The following is a 19,126-nucleotide window of genomic DNA, read 5'->3' as shown; positions in this document are numbered from 1 at the left end:
AATCCACAGAAGTTGTATCAAGAAGGGAGCGTAGTCTACCGGAAAGCCCCTTTCAGCTCAAACCCAGATCTTGTCCCGATGGTTGCCAGCCCAATCGCCAGGTGCCATCGCGGTCGCCATCCAGCCCTGGCAGGTTGGCCACCGCCAGCAGTTGCCCGCCCCGGTACAGCAGCGGCAATCGGCCGCGAACGAAGGCCGGCACGCCCCTCTCGTTGAGCAAGCGCTTGAGATCCCGATGGCCACGCCCGGGCAGCTCCATGACCTCGCCACCTTGACGATAGCGCAGGCAAAGCGGGCCGGCAGGAGGGCTGCCGACAAGGAACACCCGGCCATTTCCTGGCAACCGCACGAAATCAGCCGCCTCTGGCCACTCGACGGTGCCCGAGACGGGACGCAACCAGTGGTCGGATAACCACCAGGCTCGTCCGCCGGCCCGATGCAGCTCACCTGCGGCCAGTCGCCAGACAGGCCGCGCGTCGTCCGCTGCGTCGCGCAGTGACTCCCAGCCGGCCCAGTGGTCACTGTCGGGCAACGTCGTCTGCGTCGCCAGCCAATGGCTCAAGGCGTTGCGTTGCCGGGCCGGCGACAATGCCTGAAGAGGCGCGAGTTCCAGCGAAGGCAGCCCAAGCCAGTCGAACGCTCCAGGCGTCATGGCCCGGGCCAGGTCGATCCGTGCCAGGTCATCGAGCAACCCCTGGGCCTCACCCAGATGCGCGGCGCTGCGAGCCAGGGTCATCGAAGCCTGGGGCCATTGCTCGACCAGCCGCGGAAAGACCCGTTGGCGCAGGTAATTGCGTGCGTACCGCTGATCGTCGTTGGAGGGGTCTTCGATCCAGCTCAGGCCCTGTTGCGTCGCATAGGCCTGCAGCTCGGCCCGAGACACCTCCAGCAGCGGCCGCAGCAGATGCCCCTGGCCCAGCGGACGCTGCCTCGGCATGGCCGACAGGCCCCTGGCTCCTGCCCCTCGCAGCAAACGAAACAACAGGGTTTCGGCCTGATCGTCGCGGTGCTGGGCAACGAGCAGCGCTTCATTGCCGTGGGTCGCCGCGGCGAAGGCCTCATAACGCGCGTCCCGGGCGGCACGCTCGATGCTGGCGCCGGGCTTGACCTGGACATGAACCACCTGCAACGGGACCTCAAGGGCCTCGCAGACCGAACGACAGTGGTCCGGCCAGGTGTCAGCCACAGCCTGCAGGCCATGATGGACATGGATCGCGCGGAGCGTTGGCAGGGAATGGCTTTTTGAGAGAGACGCGAGCAGGTGCAACAGGACGGTGGAGTCGAGACCGCCGGAGAAGGCGATGCGCCAAGTGGTGGCGTTGCGCCAGGGGGATAACTGTGTGAGGAGCCGGGTTGGCAGATCAATCCTGGACGGGTTCATAGAAACTGACCTTCACACAAATCGAATGTGGGAGCGGGCTTGCTCGCGATAACGGTGTTTCAGTCAACGTATCTGTTGAATGTTAAACCGTTATCGCGAGCAAGCCCGCTCCCACACAGGGTACAGCGCTCGGATCAGAGGCCGTAGCTCATCAACCGCTCATAGCGACGGGCCAGCAACGCGTCGTTGTCGAACTTCTTCAGCATCGCCAACTGCGAGCTCAGCTCGGCACGAATCAATGCCGCGGCTGCGGCCGGATCGCGGTGGGCGCCGCCCACGGGTTCGTTGATGACCTTGTCCACGATTCCAAGGCCTTTGAGGCGCTCGGCGGTGATGCCCATGGCTTCGGCGGCATCCGGCGCTTTCTCGGCGGTTTTCCAGAGGATCGAGGCGCAACCTTCCGGCGAGATCACCGCGTAAGTGGAATATTGAAGCATGTTCAACTGGTCGCAGACACCGATAGCCAATGCACCGCCGGAACCACCCTCACCGATCACGGTGGCGATGATCGGGGTTTTCAGCCGTGCCATTACCCGCAGGTTCCAGGCAATCGCTTCGCTCTGGTTGCGCTCTTCGGCATCGATCCCCGGATAGGCGCCCGGCGTGTCGATGAAGGTCAGGATCGGCATCTTGAAGCGTTCGGCCATTTCCATCAGGCGGCAAGCCTTGCGATAACCTTCAGGACGCGGCATGCCGAAGTTGCGGCGTACTTTCTCGCGAACTTCGCGGCCCTTCTGATGGCCGATCACCATGACTGGCTTGTCTTCCAGACGGGCCACACCACCGACAATCGCGGCGTCGTCGGCAAAGTGACGGTCGCCGTGCAGCTCATCGAATTCGGTGAAGATGTGTTCAATGTAGTCCAGGGTGTATGGACGACGGGGATGACGTGCCAGGCGCGCGATCTGCCAACTGGTCAGCTTGCCGAAGATGTCTTCGGTGAGCGTGCGGCTTTTGTCCTGCAGACGAGAGATTTCATCGCCGATATTCAGCGAATTGTCATTACCGACCAAGCGCAACTCTTCGATCTTGGCTTGCAGGTCGGCGATCGGCTGTTCGAAATCTAGAAAATTCGGGTTCATAGGCGTCCGTCTTGGGTCGACGTCCAAGAGAGCTTGGGCCGGCCGGTTGTCTATTCGCGCCCTACCTTAAGGGAGAGGCGCGTTCAGGTCGAGATTAAAAATTCGGGTTGAGGTCAGGGGTGCTCTGGGTCCAAGAGTGGCCCCTGGCCGTCAACGGTATTGGAGGAAGACGTTGTCTTTGCCGAACTGGTCACGCAAGGCTTGAATCAACGCATCCGCCGGATCGATCCGCCAGCCTTCGCCGAACTGCAGCACGGCCTTGGCGTCGGGGCGCACGTACTCCATGGTGATCGGGCAGGCACCGCGATGGCGAGTGAACAACTCTCCCAGCCAGCGTAGCTGATCGCCCTTGAGGTCCTGGGTCTGCAACTTCAGGCGCAAGCTCTCGGCCAGGTTGGTACGGGCATCCTCCATGCTCATCACCCGCTTGACCCTCAACCGCAGGCCACCGGAGAAGTCGTCATTGCTCACCTCGCCTTCCACCACCACCATGGCGTCGGTCTGCAACAGCGACTGCGCGGAGTGGAACGCATCGGCAAACAGCGAAGCCTCGATGCGCCCGGAACGGTCGTCCAGGGTGATGAACCCCATCTTGTCGCCCTTCTTGTTCTTCATGACCCGCAGGGCAATGATCATACCGGCGACCGTCTGCGTATCGCGGGCCGGCTTCAGGTCGATGATGCGCTGGCGGGCGAAGCGGCGGATCTCGCCTTCGTATTCATCGATCGGGTGGCCGGTGAGGTACAGCCCCAAGGTGTCCTTCTCGCCCTTGAGGCGCTCCTTGAGGGTCAGCTCCTTGGCCTTGCGATGATTGCTGTAGACGTCGGCATCTTCCTCGACGAACAGACCGCCGAACAGGTCGGCATGGCCACTGTCGTGGGTACGGGCCGTCTGCTCGGCCGCCTTGATCGCTTCCTCCATGGCCGCCAGCAATACCGCGCGGTTGCGGTCGATGTTGGCTTGATAGGCCTTGGGCTCATCATGGAAATAAGGCCCCAGGCGATCCAGCGCGCCGCTGCGGATCAAGCCGTCGAGGGTGCGCTTGTTGATGCGCTTGAGATCGACCCGGGCGCAGAAATCGAACAGGTCCTTGAACGGCCCGTCCTGGCGCGCTTCGGTGATGGCTTCCACCGGCCCCTCGCCCACGCCCTTGATCGCACCCAGGCCGTAGATGATGCGGCCTTCGTCGTTCACCGTGAACTTGAACTCCGAAGCGTTCACGTCCGGCGCGTCGAGGCGCAACTTCATGGTCCGCACTTCTTCGATCAAGGTCACGACCTTGTCGGTGTTGTGCATATCCGCCGACAGGACGGCTGCCATGAACGGTGCCGGATAATGCGCTTTGAGCCAGGCAGTCTGGTAGGAAACCAGGCCATAGGCGGCAGAGTGGGATTTGTTGAAGCCGTAGCCGGCGAACTTTTCCACCAGGTCGAAGATGTTGCCGGCCAGGTCCGCATCGATGCCGTTGTTGGCGCAGCCCTCGATGAAGCCACCGCGCTGCTTGGCCATTTCCTCGGGCTTCTTCTTACCCATCGCCCGGCGCAGCATGTCCGCGCCGCCGAGGGTATAGCCCGCCATCACCTGGGCAATCTGCATCACCTGTTCCTGATACAGGATGATGCCGTAGGTCGGAGCCAATACCGGCCTGAGACCGTCGTACTGGTAATCGGGGTGCGGATACGCCAGCTCGGCACGACCGTGCTTACGGTTGATGAAGTCATCCACCATGCCCGATTGCAGCGGGCCCGGACGGAACAGGGCCACCAGAGCGATGAGGTCTTCCAGGCAGTCGGGCTTGAGCTTCTTGATCAGTTCCTTCATGCCACGGGATTCGAGCTGGAACACCGCCGTGGTTTCGGCTTTCTGCAGCAGGTTGTAGGTCGGCTTGTCATCCAGCGGAATGAAGGCGATATCCAGGGGCTCTTCGCCTGCCCTGGCCCGGTCGCGGTTGATGGTTTTCAATGCCCAGTCGATGATCGTCAGGGTCCGCAGCCCCAGGAAGTCGAACTTCACCAGGCCCGCTGCCTCGACGTCGTCCTTGTCGAACTGGGTCACCAGGCCATCGCCCTCTTCGTCGCAGTAGATCGGCGAAAAGTCGGTCAGCTTGGTCGGCGCGATCACCACGCCACCGGCGTGCTTACCGACGTTGCGCACCACGCCTTCGAGCTTGCGGGCCATTTCCCAGATTTCCGCGGCCTCTTCATCGACCTTGATGAAGTCCCGCAGGATTTCTTCCTGCTCATAGGCCTTTTCCAGGGTCATGCCGACTTCGAACGGAATCATCTTCGACAGGCGATCGGCCAGGCCATAGGACTTGCCCTGCACCCGCGCCACGTCCCGCACCACCGCCTTGGCCGCCATGGAACCGAAGGTGATGATCTGGCTTACGGCGTTGCGGCCGTATTTCTCCGCCACGTAGTCGATCACCCGGTCGCGGCCATCCATGCAGAAGTCGACGTCGAAGTCGGGCATGGATACCCGTTCTGGGTTGAGGAAACGTTCGAACAGCAGGTCGTATTCCAGGGGGTCGAGGTCGGTGATCTTCTGCACGTAGGCCACCAGCGACCCCGCACCCGATCCACGGCCCGGGCCTACCGGCACGCCGTTATTCTTGGCCCACTGGATAAAGTCCATCACGATCAGGAAGTAACCGGGGAAGCCCATCTGGATGATGATGTCCAGTTCGAAATTCAACCGGTCGACATAGACCTGGCGCTTGGCTTCGTAATCTTCGGTCGTGTCCTTGGGCAGCAGGACGCTGAGGCGTTCCTCCAGGCCGTCGAAGGAAACCTTGCGGAAATACTCGTCGATGGTCATGCCATCGGGAATCGGGAAGTTGGGCAGGAAGTGCTTGCCCAGCTTCACTTCGATGTTGCAGCGCTTGGCGATCTCGACGGTGTTTTCCAGCGCCTCGGGCAGGTCGCTGAACAACTCGGCCATTTCCTCGGCGCTCTTGAGATACTGCTGGTCGCTGTAGTTCTTGGGCCGGCGCGGGTCGTCGAGGGCGCGGCCTTCGCCGATGCAGACGCGGGTTTCGTGGGCCTCGAAATCCTCCTGCTTGATGAAACGCACGTCGTTGGTGGCCACCAGCGGCGCGCCGATCCGGTCGGCCAAGGCAACGGCGGCATGCAGGTGCTCTTCATCGTTGGGCCGGTTGGTACGCTGAACTTCGATGTAGAAGCGATCCGGGAATACGTCCATCCACTCCCGGGCCAGGGTTTCGGCTTCCTCATTGTTCCCGCTGAGCAGCGCCAGGCCGATTTCGCCCTCCTTCGCCGCCGACAGCATGATCAGGCCTTCGCTCGCCTCGGCCACCCATTCGCGCTCGATGATGATCGAGCCGTTGCGCTGGCCATCGATGAAGCCCCGGGAAATCAACTCGGTGAGGTTGCGATAGCCCACGGCATTCATCACCAGCAGGCTGATACGGCTCAACGGCGCGTCCGGATCCTTGCTCGCCAGCCACAGGTCGGCACCACAGATCGGCTTGATTCCGCCGCCCATGGCCGCCTTGTAGAACTTGACCAGCGAACACATGTTGTTCTGGTCGGTGACCGCCACGGCAGGCATGTTCATGCCCGCGAGGGTCTTGATCAGCGGCTTGATCCGCACCAGACCATCGACCAGGGAGTATTCAGTGTGCAGGCGTAGATGAACGAATGAAGCCGGCATAGTGATCCTGCGTTAAGTCATGAGAACAACAAGGCCCGGATTGTACCGGGCCTTGGGTAAAACATCAGCCATGAGTGTCCAGCCGCGAACACGGCATTTGTGGCGAGGGTTTTGTCCCGGTTGGGCGCGAAGCGGTCCTTGAACCTGAAATCCCGTTACGTTTGACAGACTTTGGGACTGCTTCGCGGTCCAGCGGAAACCAATCCCCTCGCCACAGAAGCAGCGTTTGCATCAGGAAACAGGGCACTGACTGTTCGCGATCACCCCTTCACGGGCCTCATAGGCCAACCGCACCGGGGCGAAGGAACGCCGATGGATAGGCGTCGGCCCCAGGCGTGCCAGGGCCTCCAGATGAACGGGGGTCGGATAGCCCTTGTGGCTGCCGATGCCGTACCCCGGGTAGATCAGTTCGAAGGCGGCCATTTCCCGATCACGGCTGACTTTCGCCAGGATCGACGCCGCCGCGATAGCTGGAACCTTGCCGTCGCCCTGGATGACGGCTTCGGCGCGCATCGACAGTTTCGGGCAGCGGTTGCCATCGATCATCGCCAGTTTCGGCGTGATGTGCAGCCCTTCCACCGCACGCTGCATGGCGAGCATGGTGGCGTGCAGGATGTTCAACTCGTCGATCTCCTCCACCTCGGCCCGAGCGATGCACCAGCTCAGGGCCTTCTCGCAGATTTCATCGTAGAGTTTTTCGCGACGGGCCTCGGTGAGCTTCTTGGAGTCGTCAAGGCCCAGGATTGGCCGGTTCGGGTCGAGAATCACCGCTGCCGTCACCACCGCGCCGCACAGAGGGCCGCGCCCAACCTCGTCGACACCGGCCACCAGTTCTTCCACCTCGGCCACCAGGTTGAAGTCCAGGCCCAGTTGTATCTTCGAATGGCTCATGGTTTTGCGCCGACCAGGGTCAGTACTGCATCCGCCGCCTGGTTGGAGGCGTCGCGACGCAGGGTACGGTGAATTTCATCGAAGCCACGAGTCTGCTCCTCGCCGCCGTCGATCAAGGGTAGCAGTGTACTGGCCAGCGCCTCGGGCGTCGCCTCGTCCTGCAGCAACTCCGGCACCAGCAGACGCTGGGCCAACAGGTTGGGCAGGGAGATGTAAGGGCTCTTGACCATACGCTTGAGAATCCAGAACGTCAGCGGCGCCAGGCGATAGGCGACCACCATGGGGCGTTTGTACAACAACGCTTCAAGGGTAGCAGTCCCGGAGGCAATCAACACGGCATCGCAGGCTGCCAGCGCCTGGTGGGAGCAGCCATCGAGTAACGTGACCGGCAGATCGCGTCCGGCCAGCAAGGCCTCGAGCTGGACCCGCCGTTGCGGGCTGGCACAGGGCAGGACGAAACGCACGTCGGGGCGTATCGCCTGCATGCGTTGGGCAGCGTCGAAGAACACGCTTGCCAGACGACTGACTTCGCCGCCCCGGCTGCCGGGCATCAAGGCCACCAGCGGACCGTCGGGAAGGCCCAGCGCCCGGCGGGCCTGGTCGCGATCAGCCTCCAGGGGAATGGTGTCGGCCAGGGTGTGACCGACAAACCGTACCGGCACGCCTTTCTCTTCGTAGAATCGGGCTTCGAAGGGCAGCAACGTCAGCATCAGGTCGCAGCCTTCGCGAATCTTCAGCACCCGCTTTTGCCGCCAGGCCCAGACCGACGGGCTGACGTAATGCACCGTCTTGATCCCGGCCTGACGCAACTTGAGTTCGATGTTGAGGGTGAAATCCGGCGCATCGATGCCGATGAATACATCCGGCTTTTCATCGATCAGGGTCTGGATGAGCCGCTTGCGCCGGGCCAGCAATTCCCGCAGACGGCCGAGCACTTCTACCAGCCCCATCACCGACAGACGCTCCATCGGAAAATAGGAGGCCAGCCCCTCGGCCTGCATCAACGGTCCGCCAACACCGATGAACTCGACCGCCGGATGCTGCGCCTTGAGCGCACGCATCAGGCCCGCGCCCAGGATATCGCCGGAAGCCTCCCCCGCCACCAGCGCAACACGCAAGGTAGCCATGGTCAGCGGGTGATGCCGCGGGTCGAGGACTGGATGGAGTCGCGGAATATCGCGACTTCCGGGAACTGGGTCGCCGCTTCGGCCAACTCGGCCAACGCCTGCTCGACGGTCAGCCCCTGGCGATAGACGACCTTGTAGGCACGACGCAACGCCGCGATCGCCTCTTCGCTGAAGCCACGACGGCGCATGCCTTCGAAGTTCATGCTGCGGGCTTCGGCCGGATTGCCGAACACCGTGACATAGGCCGGGACGTCCTTGCCAATGGCGGTGCCCATGCCGGAAAAGCTGTGGGCACCGATGTGGCAGTACTGGTGTACCAGGGTGAAGCCGGACAGGATCGCCCAGTCGTCCACGTGTACATGGCCGGCCAGCGCGGTGTTGTTGACCAGGATGCAGTGGTTGCCAATAACGCTGTCGTGGCCGATGTGGGCATAGGCCATGATCAGGTTGTGGTCACCCAGGGTAGTTTCGGAACGATCCTGTACAGTGCCGCGGTGGATCGTCACGCCTTCGCGGATCACGTTGTGATCGCCGATGACCAGGCGGGTCTCCTCGCCTTTGTACTTGAGATCGGGGGTGTCTTCGCCTACCGAGGAAAACTGGTAGATGCGATTGTGCCGGCCGATCCGGGTCGGCCCCTTGAGAACTACGTGGGGCCCGATCACCGTGCCCTCGCCGATTTCCACACCTGCGCCGACAATCGACCACGGGCCGACCTCGACATCGGCGGCCAGAACGGCCGTCGGATCGATGATTGCGCGAGGGTCGATCAAACTCATAGTTTGCGTTCCGCACAAATGATTTCAGCGGAGCAGACCGGCTTGCCATCGACCGAAGCCTGGCATTCGAACTTCCAGATCTGGCGCTTGCAACTGATGAACTTGGCTTCGAGGATCAACTGGTCGCCCGGGGTCACCGGCTGGCGGAAACGCAGTTTGTCGGAGCCTACGAAATAGTAGAGCGTGCCGTCGGCGGGTTTCACGTCCATGATCTTGAAACCGAGGATCCCGGCAGCCTGGGCCATTGCCTCGATGATCAGCACACCCGGCATGATTGGATGCGCGGGGAAATGGCCATTGAAGAACGGCTCGTTGATGCTGACATTCTTGTAGGCGCGAATGCGCTTGCCTTCGACATCCAGCTCCACTACCCGATCCACCAGCAGGAACGGGTAACGGTGAGGCAGGTATTCGCGAATCTCGTTGATGTCCATCATTTCGGGAGGAAGCCTATGTAAAGATTGGGAGCGCGGATTGACGCGCACTCCGCTGGCAAATCAAGGAGGCAGTCTAGCGGCTGTGCACACTTGATATGGAAATGGTATCAGCCATCTGATGAAGCATTACCGTCAGGGGTCACGTCCCCTACACGCTTTTCCAGCTGTCGCAGACGTCGCGCCATGTCGTCGAGCTGACGAATCCGGGCCGCGCTCTTGCGCCATTCGGCCGCCGGCTGCATCGCCGTTCCGGAGGAATAGGCGCCCGGCTCGGTAATCGAGTGGGTCACCATGGTCATGCCGGTCAGGAAAACGTTGTCACAAATGTCGATGTGCCCCACCAGCCCTACGCCACCGGCGAGCATGCAATGCTTGCCGATCTTGGTGCTGCCGGAAATGCCCACGCAGGCGGCCATGGCCGTGTGATCGCCGACCTGGACGTTGTGGGCAATCTGGATCTGGTTGTCGAGCTTGACGCCGTTGCCGATGATCGTGTCTGCCAACGCACCGCGGTCGATGGCCGTATTGACGCCGATCTCCACATCGTCGCCGACGGTCACGCCACCGATCTGGGCGATCTTCTGCCAGACACCCTTCTCGTTGGCAAAGCCGAACCCTTCGCCACCCAGCACCGCGCCGGATTGAATCACTACCCGCTTGCCGATGCGCACATCGTGATACAGGGTGACCCGGGGGGCCAGCCAACCGCCCTCGCCGATCTCGCTACGCGCGCCGACGAAGCAGTGAGCCCCCAGGGTGACCCCCGCACCGATGCGCGCCGCACTCTCGATGACCACGAAAGGCCCGATGCTGGCGGTAGGATCCACCACGGCATCGGCGGCGATCACCGCGCTGGGATGAATGCCGGCAGGCGCCTTGGGCTTGGGGTCGAACAGATGGGAAATCCGTGCATACGCCAGGTACGGGTCGGGCACGATCAGGGCGTCGCCATGAAACCCCTCGGCATCGGCAGCCTTGAGCAACAGCGCGGCAGCGCGGCTGTCTGCAAGGTACTTTCGGTACTGGGGATTTGCCAGGAAGCTCAACTGAGCTGGGCCAGCCTCTTGTAAAGTGGCCAGCCCAGTAATTGCCTTCTCCGGGTCGCCACGCAGGGTGGCGCCGAGGAACTCGGCCAGCTGGCCAAGCTTGATAGTCGCTGTCATGGATTACTTCAGCTGATTCATGCGCTCGATGACCTGGCGCGTGATGTCGTACTGAGGCTTGACATCGATCACTGCGCCACGCTCGAACACCAGGTCAAAACCACCCTTCTTGATGACTTCTTCCACGGCGCTGTCGAGCTTGGGCTTGAGCTGCTTGAGCATTTCACGGTCGGCCACGGCTTTCGCTTCGTTCAGCTCCTTGGACTGGAACTGGAAGTCACGGGCCTTTTGCTTGAACTCGAGCTCCAGGCGCTCACGCTCGCCCTGGGCCATCTTGTCGCCACCGGCCACCAGACGATCCTGGATGCCCTTGGCACTGCTTTCCAGGCTCTTGAGCTTGGTCAGCTGCGGGCCGAACTTTTTCTCGGCATCCACGGCGTATTTCTTCGCCGCGTCGGATTCCAGCAGGGCCATCTGATAGTTCAGCACGGCGATCTTCATGTCGGCAAAAGCCGGACCTGCGACCAGTACGGTCGCCAGGAGAACCAATTGAGTCAACTTACGCACGATGTACTCCTACAAAATCCATTGTCGTTATCTTGGGGCAGACGCTTAGAACGTCTGGCCGAGGGAGAATTGGAACACTTGGGTTTCAGCGTCATCCGGTTTCTTGATCGGCATCGCCAGGGCGAAGCTCAAAGGACCGAGCGCGGTGACCCAGGTCACGCCCACACCAACGGAGCTGGCCATGTTGCTCAGGCTGATGTCGTTGCACTGAGTGTTGGACCTGGTGCCGTTGGCGTTGGTAGTGTCGCTGCACTTGGAGTCGAATACGTTACCCACGTCCCAGAATACCGAGGTACGCAGGGAACGCTGATCCTTGACGAACGGCATCGGGAAGAGGACTTCCAGACCACCCTGGATAAGGACGTTGCCACCGAACGGCAGCGGATCCTGATCCGGGTCTCTGATGGTGCCCGGGTTGTTACCCTGGCTCGGCGTACTACGTGGACCCAGGGTGCTGTCCTTGAAGCCACGTACCGAGTTGAAACCACCGGCGTAGTAGTTCTCGTAGAACGGCAGGCCGTCAGTGGAACCGTAGCCGTCACCATAGCCCAGCTCGGTGTGCAGGCGCATGGTGTAGTTATCGGACAATGGCTGGAACAACTGGCCCCGGTAGTCGAGTTTGAAGAACGACAGGTCGCTGCCAGGGGTGGTGGTTTCGAACACCAGGCTCTGGGAATGACCGCGGGTCGCCAGCACACCTTTGTTCAGGGTCGACTCGGACCAGCCGGCGGACGCCTTGAAGTTCAGGTAGCTGTCGCCTTCCTTGTTAACGAAGTCGAAGATCTCGTCGACGGTGTAGCGACCGGTGTTGATCTTGTCCTGCTGGGCGGTGAGGCCGAAGGTCAGGCGCGAGGTCTCGCTGATCGGGTAGCCGATGTTGGCGCCCACACCGTAGCTGTCCACCGCATAGCTGGAGATATCCGAGTCCAGCTCGTCGTAGTCGGTGGTGCGATAGAAGGCGTTGTAGCCCAGGCTCACCCCGTCGGCGGTCCAGTAGGGGTCCACGAAGCCGAAGTTGTAGCGGGTCTGGTATTCGCTGCGGGTCAGGCCGACGCTGACCCTGTTACCGGTACCCAGGAAGTTGTTCTGGGTGATCGAACCACCCAGGATCAGGCCCGCGCTCTGGGCGAAACCGACGCTGGCGGTGATGGAGCCGGACGCCTGCTCCTCGACGCTGTAGTTCACATCGACCTGGTCATCGACGCCCGGTACCGCCGGGGTCTCGACGTTGACTTCCTTGAAGAAGCCCAGGCGTTCCAGGCGGGTCTTGGACTGGTCGATCAGGTAGGTCGAAGCCCAGCCACCTTCCATCTGGCGCATTTCACGACGCAGTACCTCGTCCTCGGACTTGGTGTTGCCGCGGAAGTTGATGCGGTTGACATAGGCACGCTTGCCCGGGTCAACGGCGAAGGTGATATCGACGGTATGGTCTTCGTCGTGAGGCTGCGGCACGCCGTTGACGTTGGCGAAGGTATAACCTTCGTTACCCAGGCGGCGGGTGATCAGCTCGGACGTGGTGGTCATCAGCTTGCGCGAGAACACCTGGCCCTTCTGCACCAGCAACAGCGACTTGACCTGGTCTTCCGGCACCTTCAGGTCACCACTGAGCTTGACGTCGCGAACGGTGTATTTATCGCCCTCGTTGACGTTGACAGTGATGTAGACGTGTTTCTTGTCCGGCGTGATGGACACCTGGGTCGAGGCGATGTCCATGTTGATGTAGCCCCGGTCCAGGTAATAGGAACGCAGGCGCTCCAGGTCACCGGACAGTTTTTCACGGGCGTACTTGTCGTCGTTCTTGAAGAACGACAGCCAGTTGGTGGTCTTGAGTTCGAACAGGTCGATCAGGTCTTCATCGGGGAAAACCGTATTGCCCACCACGTTGATGTGCTGGATGGCCGCCACGGTGCCTTCGTTGATGTTGACCTTCAGGCCGACACGGTTACGTGGCTGAGGAACCACTTCGGTGTCGACGGTGGCCGAGTAGCGGCCCTGGGCCACGTACTGGCGCTGCAGTTCGTTACGCACGCCTTCGAGGGTCGCGCGCTGGAAGATCTCGCCTTCGGCCAGACCGGATTGCTTGAGACCTTTCATCAGGTCTTCGGTGGAGATCGCCTTGTTGCCTTCGATCTCGATGCTGGCGACCGACGGCCGCTCGACAACCGTAATGACCAGGACATTGCCATCACGGCCCAGCTGGATATCTTGAAAGAAGCCGGTCTTGAACAGCGCACGAGTGGACTCCACCAGGCGCCGATCATCCGCCTGCTCGCCGACGTTCAACGGCAAGGCACCAAAGACGCTACCCGCGGAGACCCGCTGGAGGCCGTTGACGCGAATATCAGAGATAGTGAAGGACTCGGCGTGAACTTCGGCGATCATCAACACGGTAATAACCGCGGTTAGCAGCAGACGTTTCATGAAGTCCTTTCTTATTCCAACTGGCAATAAACAAACTGCCGCAAAATGCGGCAGATTCGCAATTCAGCGAAGCGTTACAGACGACCCAGATCGTTGACCAGGGCAAGCAACATCACCCCGACCACCAAGCTGATCCCGATCTGTATCCCCCAACCTTGAACCCGATCCGACAAGGGACGACCACGCGCCCACTCGATCAGATAGAACAGCAGATGCCCCCCATCCAGCACCGGGATAGGCAGCAAATTCAGAACCCCCAGGCTAATGCTCAGATAAGCAAGGAAATTCAGGAAATCAGCAACGCCCGACTGGGCAGAAGCGCCCGCCACTTTAGCAATGGTTATCGGTCCACTCAAGTTTTTTACCGAGAGCTCGCCGAACAACATTTTCTTGAGCGAATCGAGGGTCAGGACGCTCATGGTCCACGTACGACGCGCACCCTCGCCAATCGCAGCGACAGGACCGAAGCTGACCTCGCGAATCATCTCTGGCGGCCAGTCGACAGCCTTGACGCCAGCGCCCAGGTAGCCGTTCGGCGCCTTGCTCTCGCCCCGCGCGCCCAAGGTGACAGGGACGTCAATTGGAGCACCATCACGCTCGATGCGCAGCACAATCTTGGTATCAGGACGTACACGAACCGCATCCACCACCTGCTGCCAGTCATCGACCGGCTGCCCATCGAGGGCCAGTAGGCGATCACCGGTCTTCAGGCCCGCGGCCTGGGCCGGGCCCTTCGGATCGAGCTCGGCCAATATCGGCGGCAGCGCCGGACGCCAGGGGCGAATACCCAGGGAGCGGATCGGATCCGGCTCATCGGCGCCCTTGAGCCAGTTGTCCAGCACCAGTTCCCGAGGCGAATCCGTGGTCGAGCCCTCGTCGCGCACCATCAACTGCAACGAGCCACTTTCGCCCAGGCGACGCACCAACTGCAGGTTGACGGCGGCCCAGCCGGAAGTGGGCTCTCCATCGATCGCCACGATCTCCTGGCCAGGGCTCAGCCCGGCCCGTGCGGCCACGCTACCGGCCTCTACGCCACCGATGACCGGCCGCACCTGCTCGCTGCCCAGCATGGCCAGCGCCCAGAAAAACACCAGGGCCAACAGGAAGTTGGCGACGGGCCCCGCCGCCACGATGGCGATGCGCTGACGAACGGTCTTGCGATTGAAGGACTGATGCAGCTGATCGGCGGGCACTTCACCTTCGCGCTCGTCCAGCATCTTCACGTAGCCGCCCAGGGGGATAGCCGCCACGACGAACTCGGTGCCGCTCTTGTCATGCCAGCGTAGCAAGGGCATGCCGAAGCCGACGGAAAAACGCAGCACCTTGACGCCACAGCGACGCGCGACCCAGAAATGACCGAATTCGTGAAAAGTGACCAGCACACCCAGTGCAACCAGGGTGCCGACAATCATATAGAGCGCGCTCATCTGCTTTCTCCGCAATCCAGTCCAGGGCAACCCTGGCTAACGTATCGCAACCTCAACGCCCGTGACGCCTCAGCCATTGGCTCGCCAGCTCACGAGCCCTGGCATCGGCAGTGAATACCGCGTCCAGATCATCGAGGCAAACCACAGCCTCCAGGTTCAAGACTTCCTCGATGATACTCGCGATCTCGAGGTAACGGACACGTCCATCGAGAAACGCCGCCACTGCCACTTCATTGGCCGCATTGAGCATGGCCGGCGCGCTGTTGCCTGCCTCGCCAGCCTGGCGAGCCAGGCGCAGGCACGGGAAACGCTGCTCATCGGGCGCCTGGAAGTCCAGGCGAGCGATGGCGAACAGGTCCAGGGGGGCCACGCCGGAGTCGATCCGCTCCGGCCAGGCCAGGGCATTGGCGATAGGGGTGCGCATGTCCGGGTTGCCCAGCTGGGCCAGCACCGAACCGTCCACGTAGTCCACCAGGGAATGGATCACGCTCTGGGGATGGATCACCACCTCGACCTGGGAAGGCTTGGCATCGAACAGCCAGCAGGCCTCGATCAGCTCCAGGCCCTTGTTCATCATGCTGGCCGAATCCACGGAAATCTTGCGCCCCATGGACCAGTTCGGATGAGCGCACGCCTGTTCAGGCGAAACATGTTCCAGCTCGGCCAGGGGAGTCTGGCGGAACGGACCGCCGGAAGCCGTCAGCAGAATCCTCCGAACCCCCACCGCACCCAGGCCTCGGGAAAAGTCCCGGGGCATGCACTGAAAAATCGCGTTGTGTTCGCTGTCGATCGGCAGCAGCACCGAGCCGCTCTGGCCCACCGCCTGCATGAACAGCGCCCCGGACATGACCAGGGCCTCCTTGTTGGCCAGCAGGATCTTCTTGCCCGCCTTCACCGCCGCCAGCGTCGGACGCAAGCCCGCCGCACCGACGATCGCCGCCATCACCGCATCGACTTCGGGATCGGAGGCCACCTCGCACAGGCCCTCCTCCCCTACCAGCACGCGGGTCTGCAAGCCTGCCGCGCGCAGGTCGTCCTGCAGCGCCCGCGCCACACTGGCTTGCGGCACCACGGCGAACCGCGGGACGTGACGCAAGCACAACGCCAGCAGCTCGTTCAGGCGCGTGAAGCCACTGAGGGCGAAGACCTGGTAACGCTCTGGATGCCGGGCAATGACGTCCAGGGTGCTGAGGCCAATGGAACCGGTGGCGCCCAGTACAGTGATCTGCTGAGGACGACTCACGGTGCAGCCATCCACAACAGCACGGCGAAGATCGGGATCGCGGCAGTCAGGCTGTCAATGCGATCCAGTACGCCGCCATGGCCCGGCAACAGGTTGCTGCTGTCCTTGATCCCGGATTGACGCTTGAACATGCTTTCGGTCAGGTCGCCGACCACCGAGACAAATACGATGAGCGCGGCACCGAACAGGCCGATCAGCAGTTGCCCGGCAGTCCACTCGCGTGTGACACCGACCACTGTCGTGATCACCAGGCTCAAGGCCAGCCCACCATAGACACCTTCCCAACTCTTGCCTGGACTGACCTTTGGCGCCAGCTTGCGTTTGCCAAAGGCCCGACCGGAAAAGTAGGCACCGACGTCGGCCCCCCATACCAGCACCATCACAGCCATGATCTGCCAATTGCCCAACGGCCCCTGCTTGATCCAGATCAGGCCTTGCCAGGCCGGCAACAGGATCAACAGGCCGATGGTCAGCTTGGTCGCTGCGTTGGTCCAGTGATGGGTAGTCCGGGGGTAGGTCAAAACCAGGAACGCTGCCGTTGCCCACCACAGCACCGAAGCACCCAGCACCCAGGGTGCGATGCCCGGCACCACGTACATGACGAACAGCATGGCCGCCACGGCCGCCGCATAGGTCATGCGCGCCGACTGCGCGGCGAAACCCGCCAGCCGGGCCCACTCCCAGGCCCCCAGCGTCACGACCAGCCCGATGAACAGGGCAAAGCCGGCCCCCTCGAGCAGGAAGAAACCACCCAGGGCGATGGGCAACAGGATCAGGGCTGTGATGATTCGTTGTTTAAGCATTAAACCCGGGCTCCAGCTTCGATCTGCTCGCTCGTTTTACCGAAGCGACGCTGACGGGAAGCGAAATCGGCCAGTGCGACGCGCATGGCTTCGTGTTTGAAGTCCGGCCAGAAAAGGTCGGAGAAGTACAGCTCGGCATAAGCCAGCTGCCAGAGAAGGAAATTGCTGATGCGGTGCTCGCCGCCAGTGCGAATGCACAGGTCCGGCAATGGCAGGTCGCCCGTGGCCAGGCAGGCCTGCAACAGGTCCGGGGTGATGTCCTCCGGCCGCAAATGCCCGGCCTGGACCTCCCGCGCGAGGCGCTGGGCAGCCTGGGCGATGTCCCACTGGCCACCATAGTTGGCGGCGATCTGCAGGACAAACCGGTCGGCACCGGCCGTCGCGGCCTCGGCCTCGCGCATCGCCGCCTGCAGCTCCGGATGGAAGCGCGAACGATCACCGATGATGCGCAGGCTGATGCTGTTCTCGTTGAGGCGCTTGGCCTCGCGACGCAGGGCCTTGAGGAACAACTCCATCAAGGCGCTGACCTCGTCGGCCGGACGCTGCCAGTTTTCGCTGGAGAAAGCGAACAGGGTCAGCACCTCGACTCCCGCCTCGGCACACACCTCGATGACCGCACGAACCGCGTCGACACCCGCCTTATGCCCGGCGACGCCGGGCATGAAGCGTTTCTTGGCCCAACGATTGTTGCCGTCCATGATGATCGCCACATGGCGAGGCACCGCGAACGACACGGCCTGCTTGGTCTTTTCCATGAAAACGAGACCCTTATACGGCCATCAGGTCTTTTTCTTTCTGCGCCAAATCCGCGTCGATCTTAGCCACATACTTCTTGGTCAGGTCGTCGATCTCGCCGGCGGCGCGACGCTCTTCGTCTTCGCTGATTTCCTTTTCCTTGACCAGGTCCTTGAGCTGGCTGTTGGCATCACGACGGATGTTGCGCACGGCAACACGAGCGTCTTCAGCCACGTCACGAGCCTGCTTGGTGAAGCCCTTGCGGGTCTCTTCGGTCAGGGCCGGCATGGAGATCAGCAGCAACTCACCCAGGTTGGTCGGGTTCAGGTTCAGGCCGGCACTGCCAATGGCCTTGTCGACCGCCGCGAGCATGTTGCGCTCGAAAGCCACGACCTGCAGGGTACGGGCGTCCTTGACGGTGATGTTGGCCACTTGCTTGATCGGAGTGTCTGCACCGTAGTAAGGCACCATCACGCCCTCGAGAATGCTCGGGTGGGCCTGGCCGGTACGGATGCGGCCGAAGTTGTGCGCCAGAGACTCCACGGACTTCTGCATGCGCTGTTCGGCGTCTTTCTTGATTTCATTGATCATTGTTGAACTTCCTCGATCAGGGTTCCTTCGGCGCCGCCATGCACGATGTTCAGCAGGGCGCCGGGCTTGTTCATGTTAAAGACACGCAGCGGCATCTTGTGATCGCGACACAGGCAGATTGCCGTCAGGTCCATTACACCCAGCTTGCGATCCAGTACTTCATCGTAGGTCAGATGATCGAACTTCTCGGCATGCGGGTCCTTGAACGGGTCGGCGGTGTAGACGCCATCGACCTTGGTTGCCTTGAGCACGACATCGGCATCGATCTCGATCGCTCGCAGGCAGGCAGCCGAATCCGTGGTGAAGAACGGATTACCGGTGCCGGCGGCAAAGATCACCACCTCCTTGGAATTGAGGTGGCGCATGGCTTTGCGGCGGTCGTAGTGATCGGTCACGCCAACCATGGAAATGGCCGACATCACGATGGCCGAGATATTGGCACGCTCGAGCGCGTCGCGCATAGCCAGGGCGTTCATCACAGTGGCCAGCATGCCCATGTGGTCGCCCGTGACCCGATCCATGCCGGCCGCGCTCAGCGCCGCGCCGCGGAACAGGTTGCCGCCGCCGATGACCAGGCCGACCTGGACACCGATGCCGACCAACTGGCCAACTTCCAGGGCCATGCGATCCAGGACCTTCGGATCGATCCCGAACTCTTCCGAGCCCATCAGGGCCTCGCCGCTAAGCTTGAGTAGAATGCGTTTATAGCGAGCCTGATAACCACTGCCCTGCTGAGCCATTGCGAATCTCTCCTGCGGCGTATTTTCAAAAATTCTTCAAGCTGTTTACAGCCTGCGTTCACTCTAGCTTGACGCTGACACAGCGCCATCGGAACACGGCTTTGTAAGCCAGTTCCGACAGGAAACC

16 protein-coding genes are annotated in these 19,126 nt (G+C 61.7%); all 16 read right to left on the bottom strand.

What is annotated here, in order from left to right:
• Positions 1-52: 52 nt before the first annotated feature.
• A complete protein-coding gene (gene tilS, locus AC1M7R_RS16845) occupies positions 53-1,381 on the bottom strand; it encodes a tRNA lysidine(34) synthetase TilS (RefSeq protein ID WP_072387931.1) in 1,329 nt (442 codons plus the stop codon).
• A 134-nt stretch (positions 1,382-1,515) separates the two neighbouring features.
• A complete protein-coding gene (locus AC1M7R_RS16840; protein WP_072387933.1) occupies positions 1,516-2,463 on the bottom strand; it encodes an acetyl-CoA carboxylase carboxyltransferase subunit alpha in 948 nt (315 codons plus the stop codon).
• A 150-nt stretch (positions 2,464-2,613) separates the two neighbouring features.
• Positions 2,614-6,135: a DNA polymerase III subunit alpha gene (gene dnaE / locus AC1M7R_RS16835; protein WP_072387936.1), complete on the bottom strand. Its 3,522-nt coding sequence runs from the start codon at positions 6,133-6,135 to the stop codon at positions 2,614-2,616.
• Positions 6,136-6,366: 231 nt separating this feature from the next.
• The gene (gene rnhB / locus AC1M7R_RS16830) at positions 6,367-7,011 is read right to left on the bottom strand and encodes a ribonuclease HII (protein ID WP_165887910.1); all 645 of its coding nucleotides are present in this window, start codon (positions 7,009-7,011) and stop codon (positions 6,367-6,369) included.
• An 11-nt stretch (positions 7,012-7,022) separates the two neighbouring features.
• Positions 7,023-8,153 (bottom strand): lipid-A-disaccharide synthase, encoded by a 1,131-nt coding sequence (gene lpxB / locus AC1M7R_RS16825; RefSeq protein ID WP_072387940.1) that lies wholly within the window; start codon positions 8,151-8,153, stop codon positions 7,023-7,025.
• A 2-nt stretch (positions 8,154-8,155) separates the two neighbouring features.
• Positions 8,156-8,932 carry an acyl-ACP--UDP-N-acetylglucosamine O-acyltransferase gene (gene lpxA, locus AC1M7R_RS16820; protein ID WP_072387942.1) on the bottom strand — a complete coding sequence of 259 codons (777 nt, stop codon included), beginning with the start codon at positions 8,930-8,932 and terminating at the stop codon, positions 8,156-8,158.
• Complete coding sequence (gene fabZ, locus AC1M7R_RS16815; protein WP_072387944.1) at positions 8,929-9,369, bottom strand: 3-hydroxyacyl-ACP dehydratase FabZ; 441 nt, start codon at positions 9,367-9,369, stop codon at positions 8,929-8,931. Before fabZ ends, lpxA begins: the two co-directional genes overlap by 4 nt.
• Positions 9,370-9,476: 107 nt before the next feature.
• Complete coding sequence (lpxD, locus tag AC1M7R_RS16810) at positions 9,477-10,532, bottom strand: UDP-3-O-(3-hydroxymyristoyl)glucosamine N-acyltransferase (RefSeq protein WP_072387946.1); 1,056 nt, start codon at positions 10,530-10,532, stop codon at positions 9,477-9,479.
• A gap of 3 nt (positions 10,533-10,535) precedes the next feature.
• Positions 10,536-11,039: an OmpH/Skp family outer membrane protein gene (locus AC1M7R_RS16805; RefSeq protein ID WP_024779019.1), complete on the bottom strand. Its 504-nt coding sequence runs from the start codon at positions 11,037-11,039 to the stop codon at positions 10,536-10,538.
• Between the two features lie 45 nt (positions 11,040-11,084).
• Positions 11,085-13,460: an outer membrane protein assembly factor BamA gene (gene bamA, locus AC1M7R_RS16800; protein WP_271901295.1), complete on the bottom strand. Its 2,376-nt coding sequence runs from the start codon at positions 13,458-13,460 to the stop codon at positions 11,085-11,087.
• A gap of 74 nt (positions 13,461-13,534) precedes the next feature.
• A complete protein-coding gene (gene rseP, locus AC1M7R_RS16795; protein ID WP_337349479.1) occupies positions 13,535-14,887 on the bottom strand; it encodes a sigma E protease regulator RseP in 1,353 nt (450 codons plus the stop codon).
• A gap of 52 nt (positions 14,888-14,939) precedes the next feature.
• Positions 14,940-16,130 carry a 1-deoxy-D-xylulose-5-phosphate reductoisomerase gene (gene ispC, locus AC1M7R_RS16790; protein WP_072387953.1) on the bottom strand — a complete coding sequence of 397 codons (1,191 nt, stop codon included), beginning with the start codon at positions 16,128-16,130 and terminating at the stop codon, positions 14,940-14,942.
• The gene (locus tag AC1M7R_RS16785) at positions 16,127-16,933 is read right to left on the bottom strand and encodes a phosphatidate cytidylyltransferase (protein WP_165887778.1); all 807 of its coding nucleotides are present in this window, start codon (positions 16,931-16,933) and stop codon (positions 16,127-16,129) included. The genes ispC and AC1M7R_RS16785 overlap by 4 nt, the downstream gene beginning before the upstream one ends.
• Positions 16,933-17,688, bottom strand: a complete 756-nt coding sequence (gene uppS, locus AC1M7R_RS16780; RefSeq protein WP_072387957.1) for a polyprenyl diphosphate synthase — start codon at positions 17,686-17,688, stop codon at positions 16,933-16,935. The genes AC1M7R_RS16785 and uppS overlap by 1 nt, the downstream gene beginning before the upstream one ends.
• A gap of 13 nt (positions 17,689-17,701) precedes the next feature.
• Positions 17,702-18,259 (bottom strand): ribosome recycling factor, encoded by a 558-nt coding sequence (gene frr / locus AC1M7R_RS16775; protein ID WP_072387959.1) that lies wholly within the window; start codon positions 18,257-18,259, stop codon positions 17,702-17,704.
• Positions 18,256-18,999 carry a UMP kinase gene (gene pyrH / locus AC1M7R_RS16770; protein WP_003198235.1) on the bottom strand — a complete coding sequence of 248 codons (744 nt, stop codon included), beginning with the start codon at positions 18,997-18,999 and terminating at the stop codon, positions 18,256-18,258. The genes frr and pyrH overlap by 4 nt, the downstream gene beginning before the upstream one ends.
• Positions 19,000-19,126: the final 127 nt, after the last annotated feature.

This window comes from Pseudomonas sp. MS01C9 (assembly GCF_058202755.1).
The sequence above is the reverse complement of the archived record's forward strand: the minus strand, read 5'-3'. Positions and strand labels throughout refer to the sequence as shown.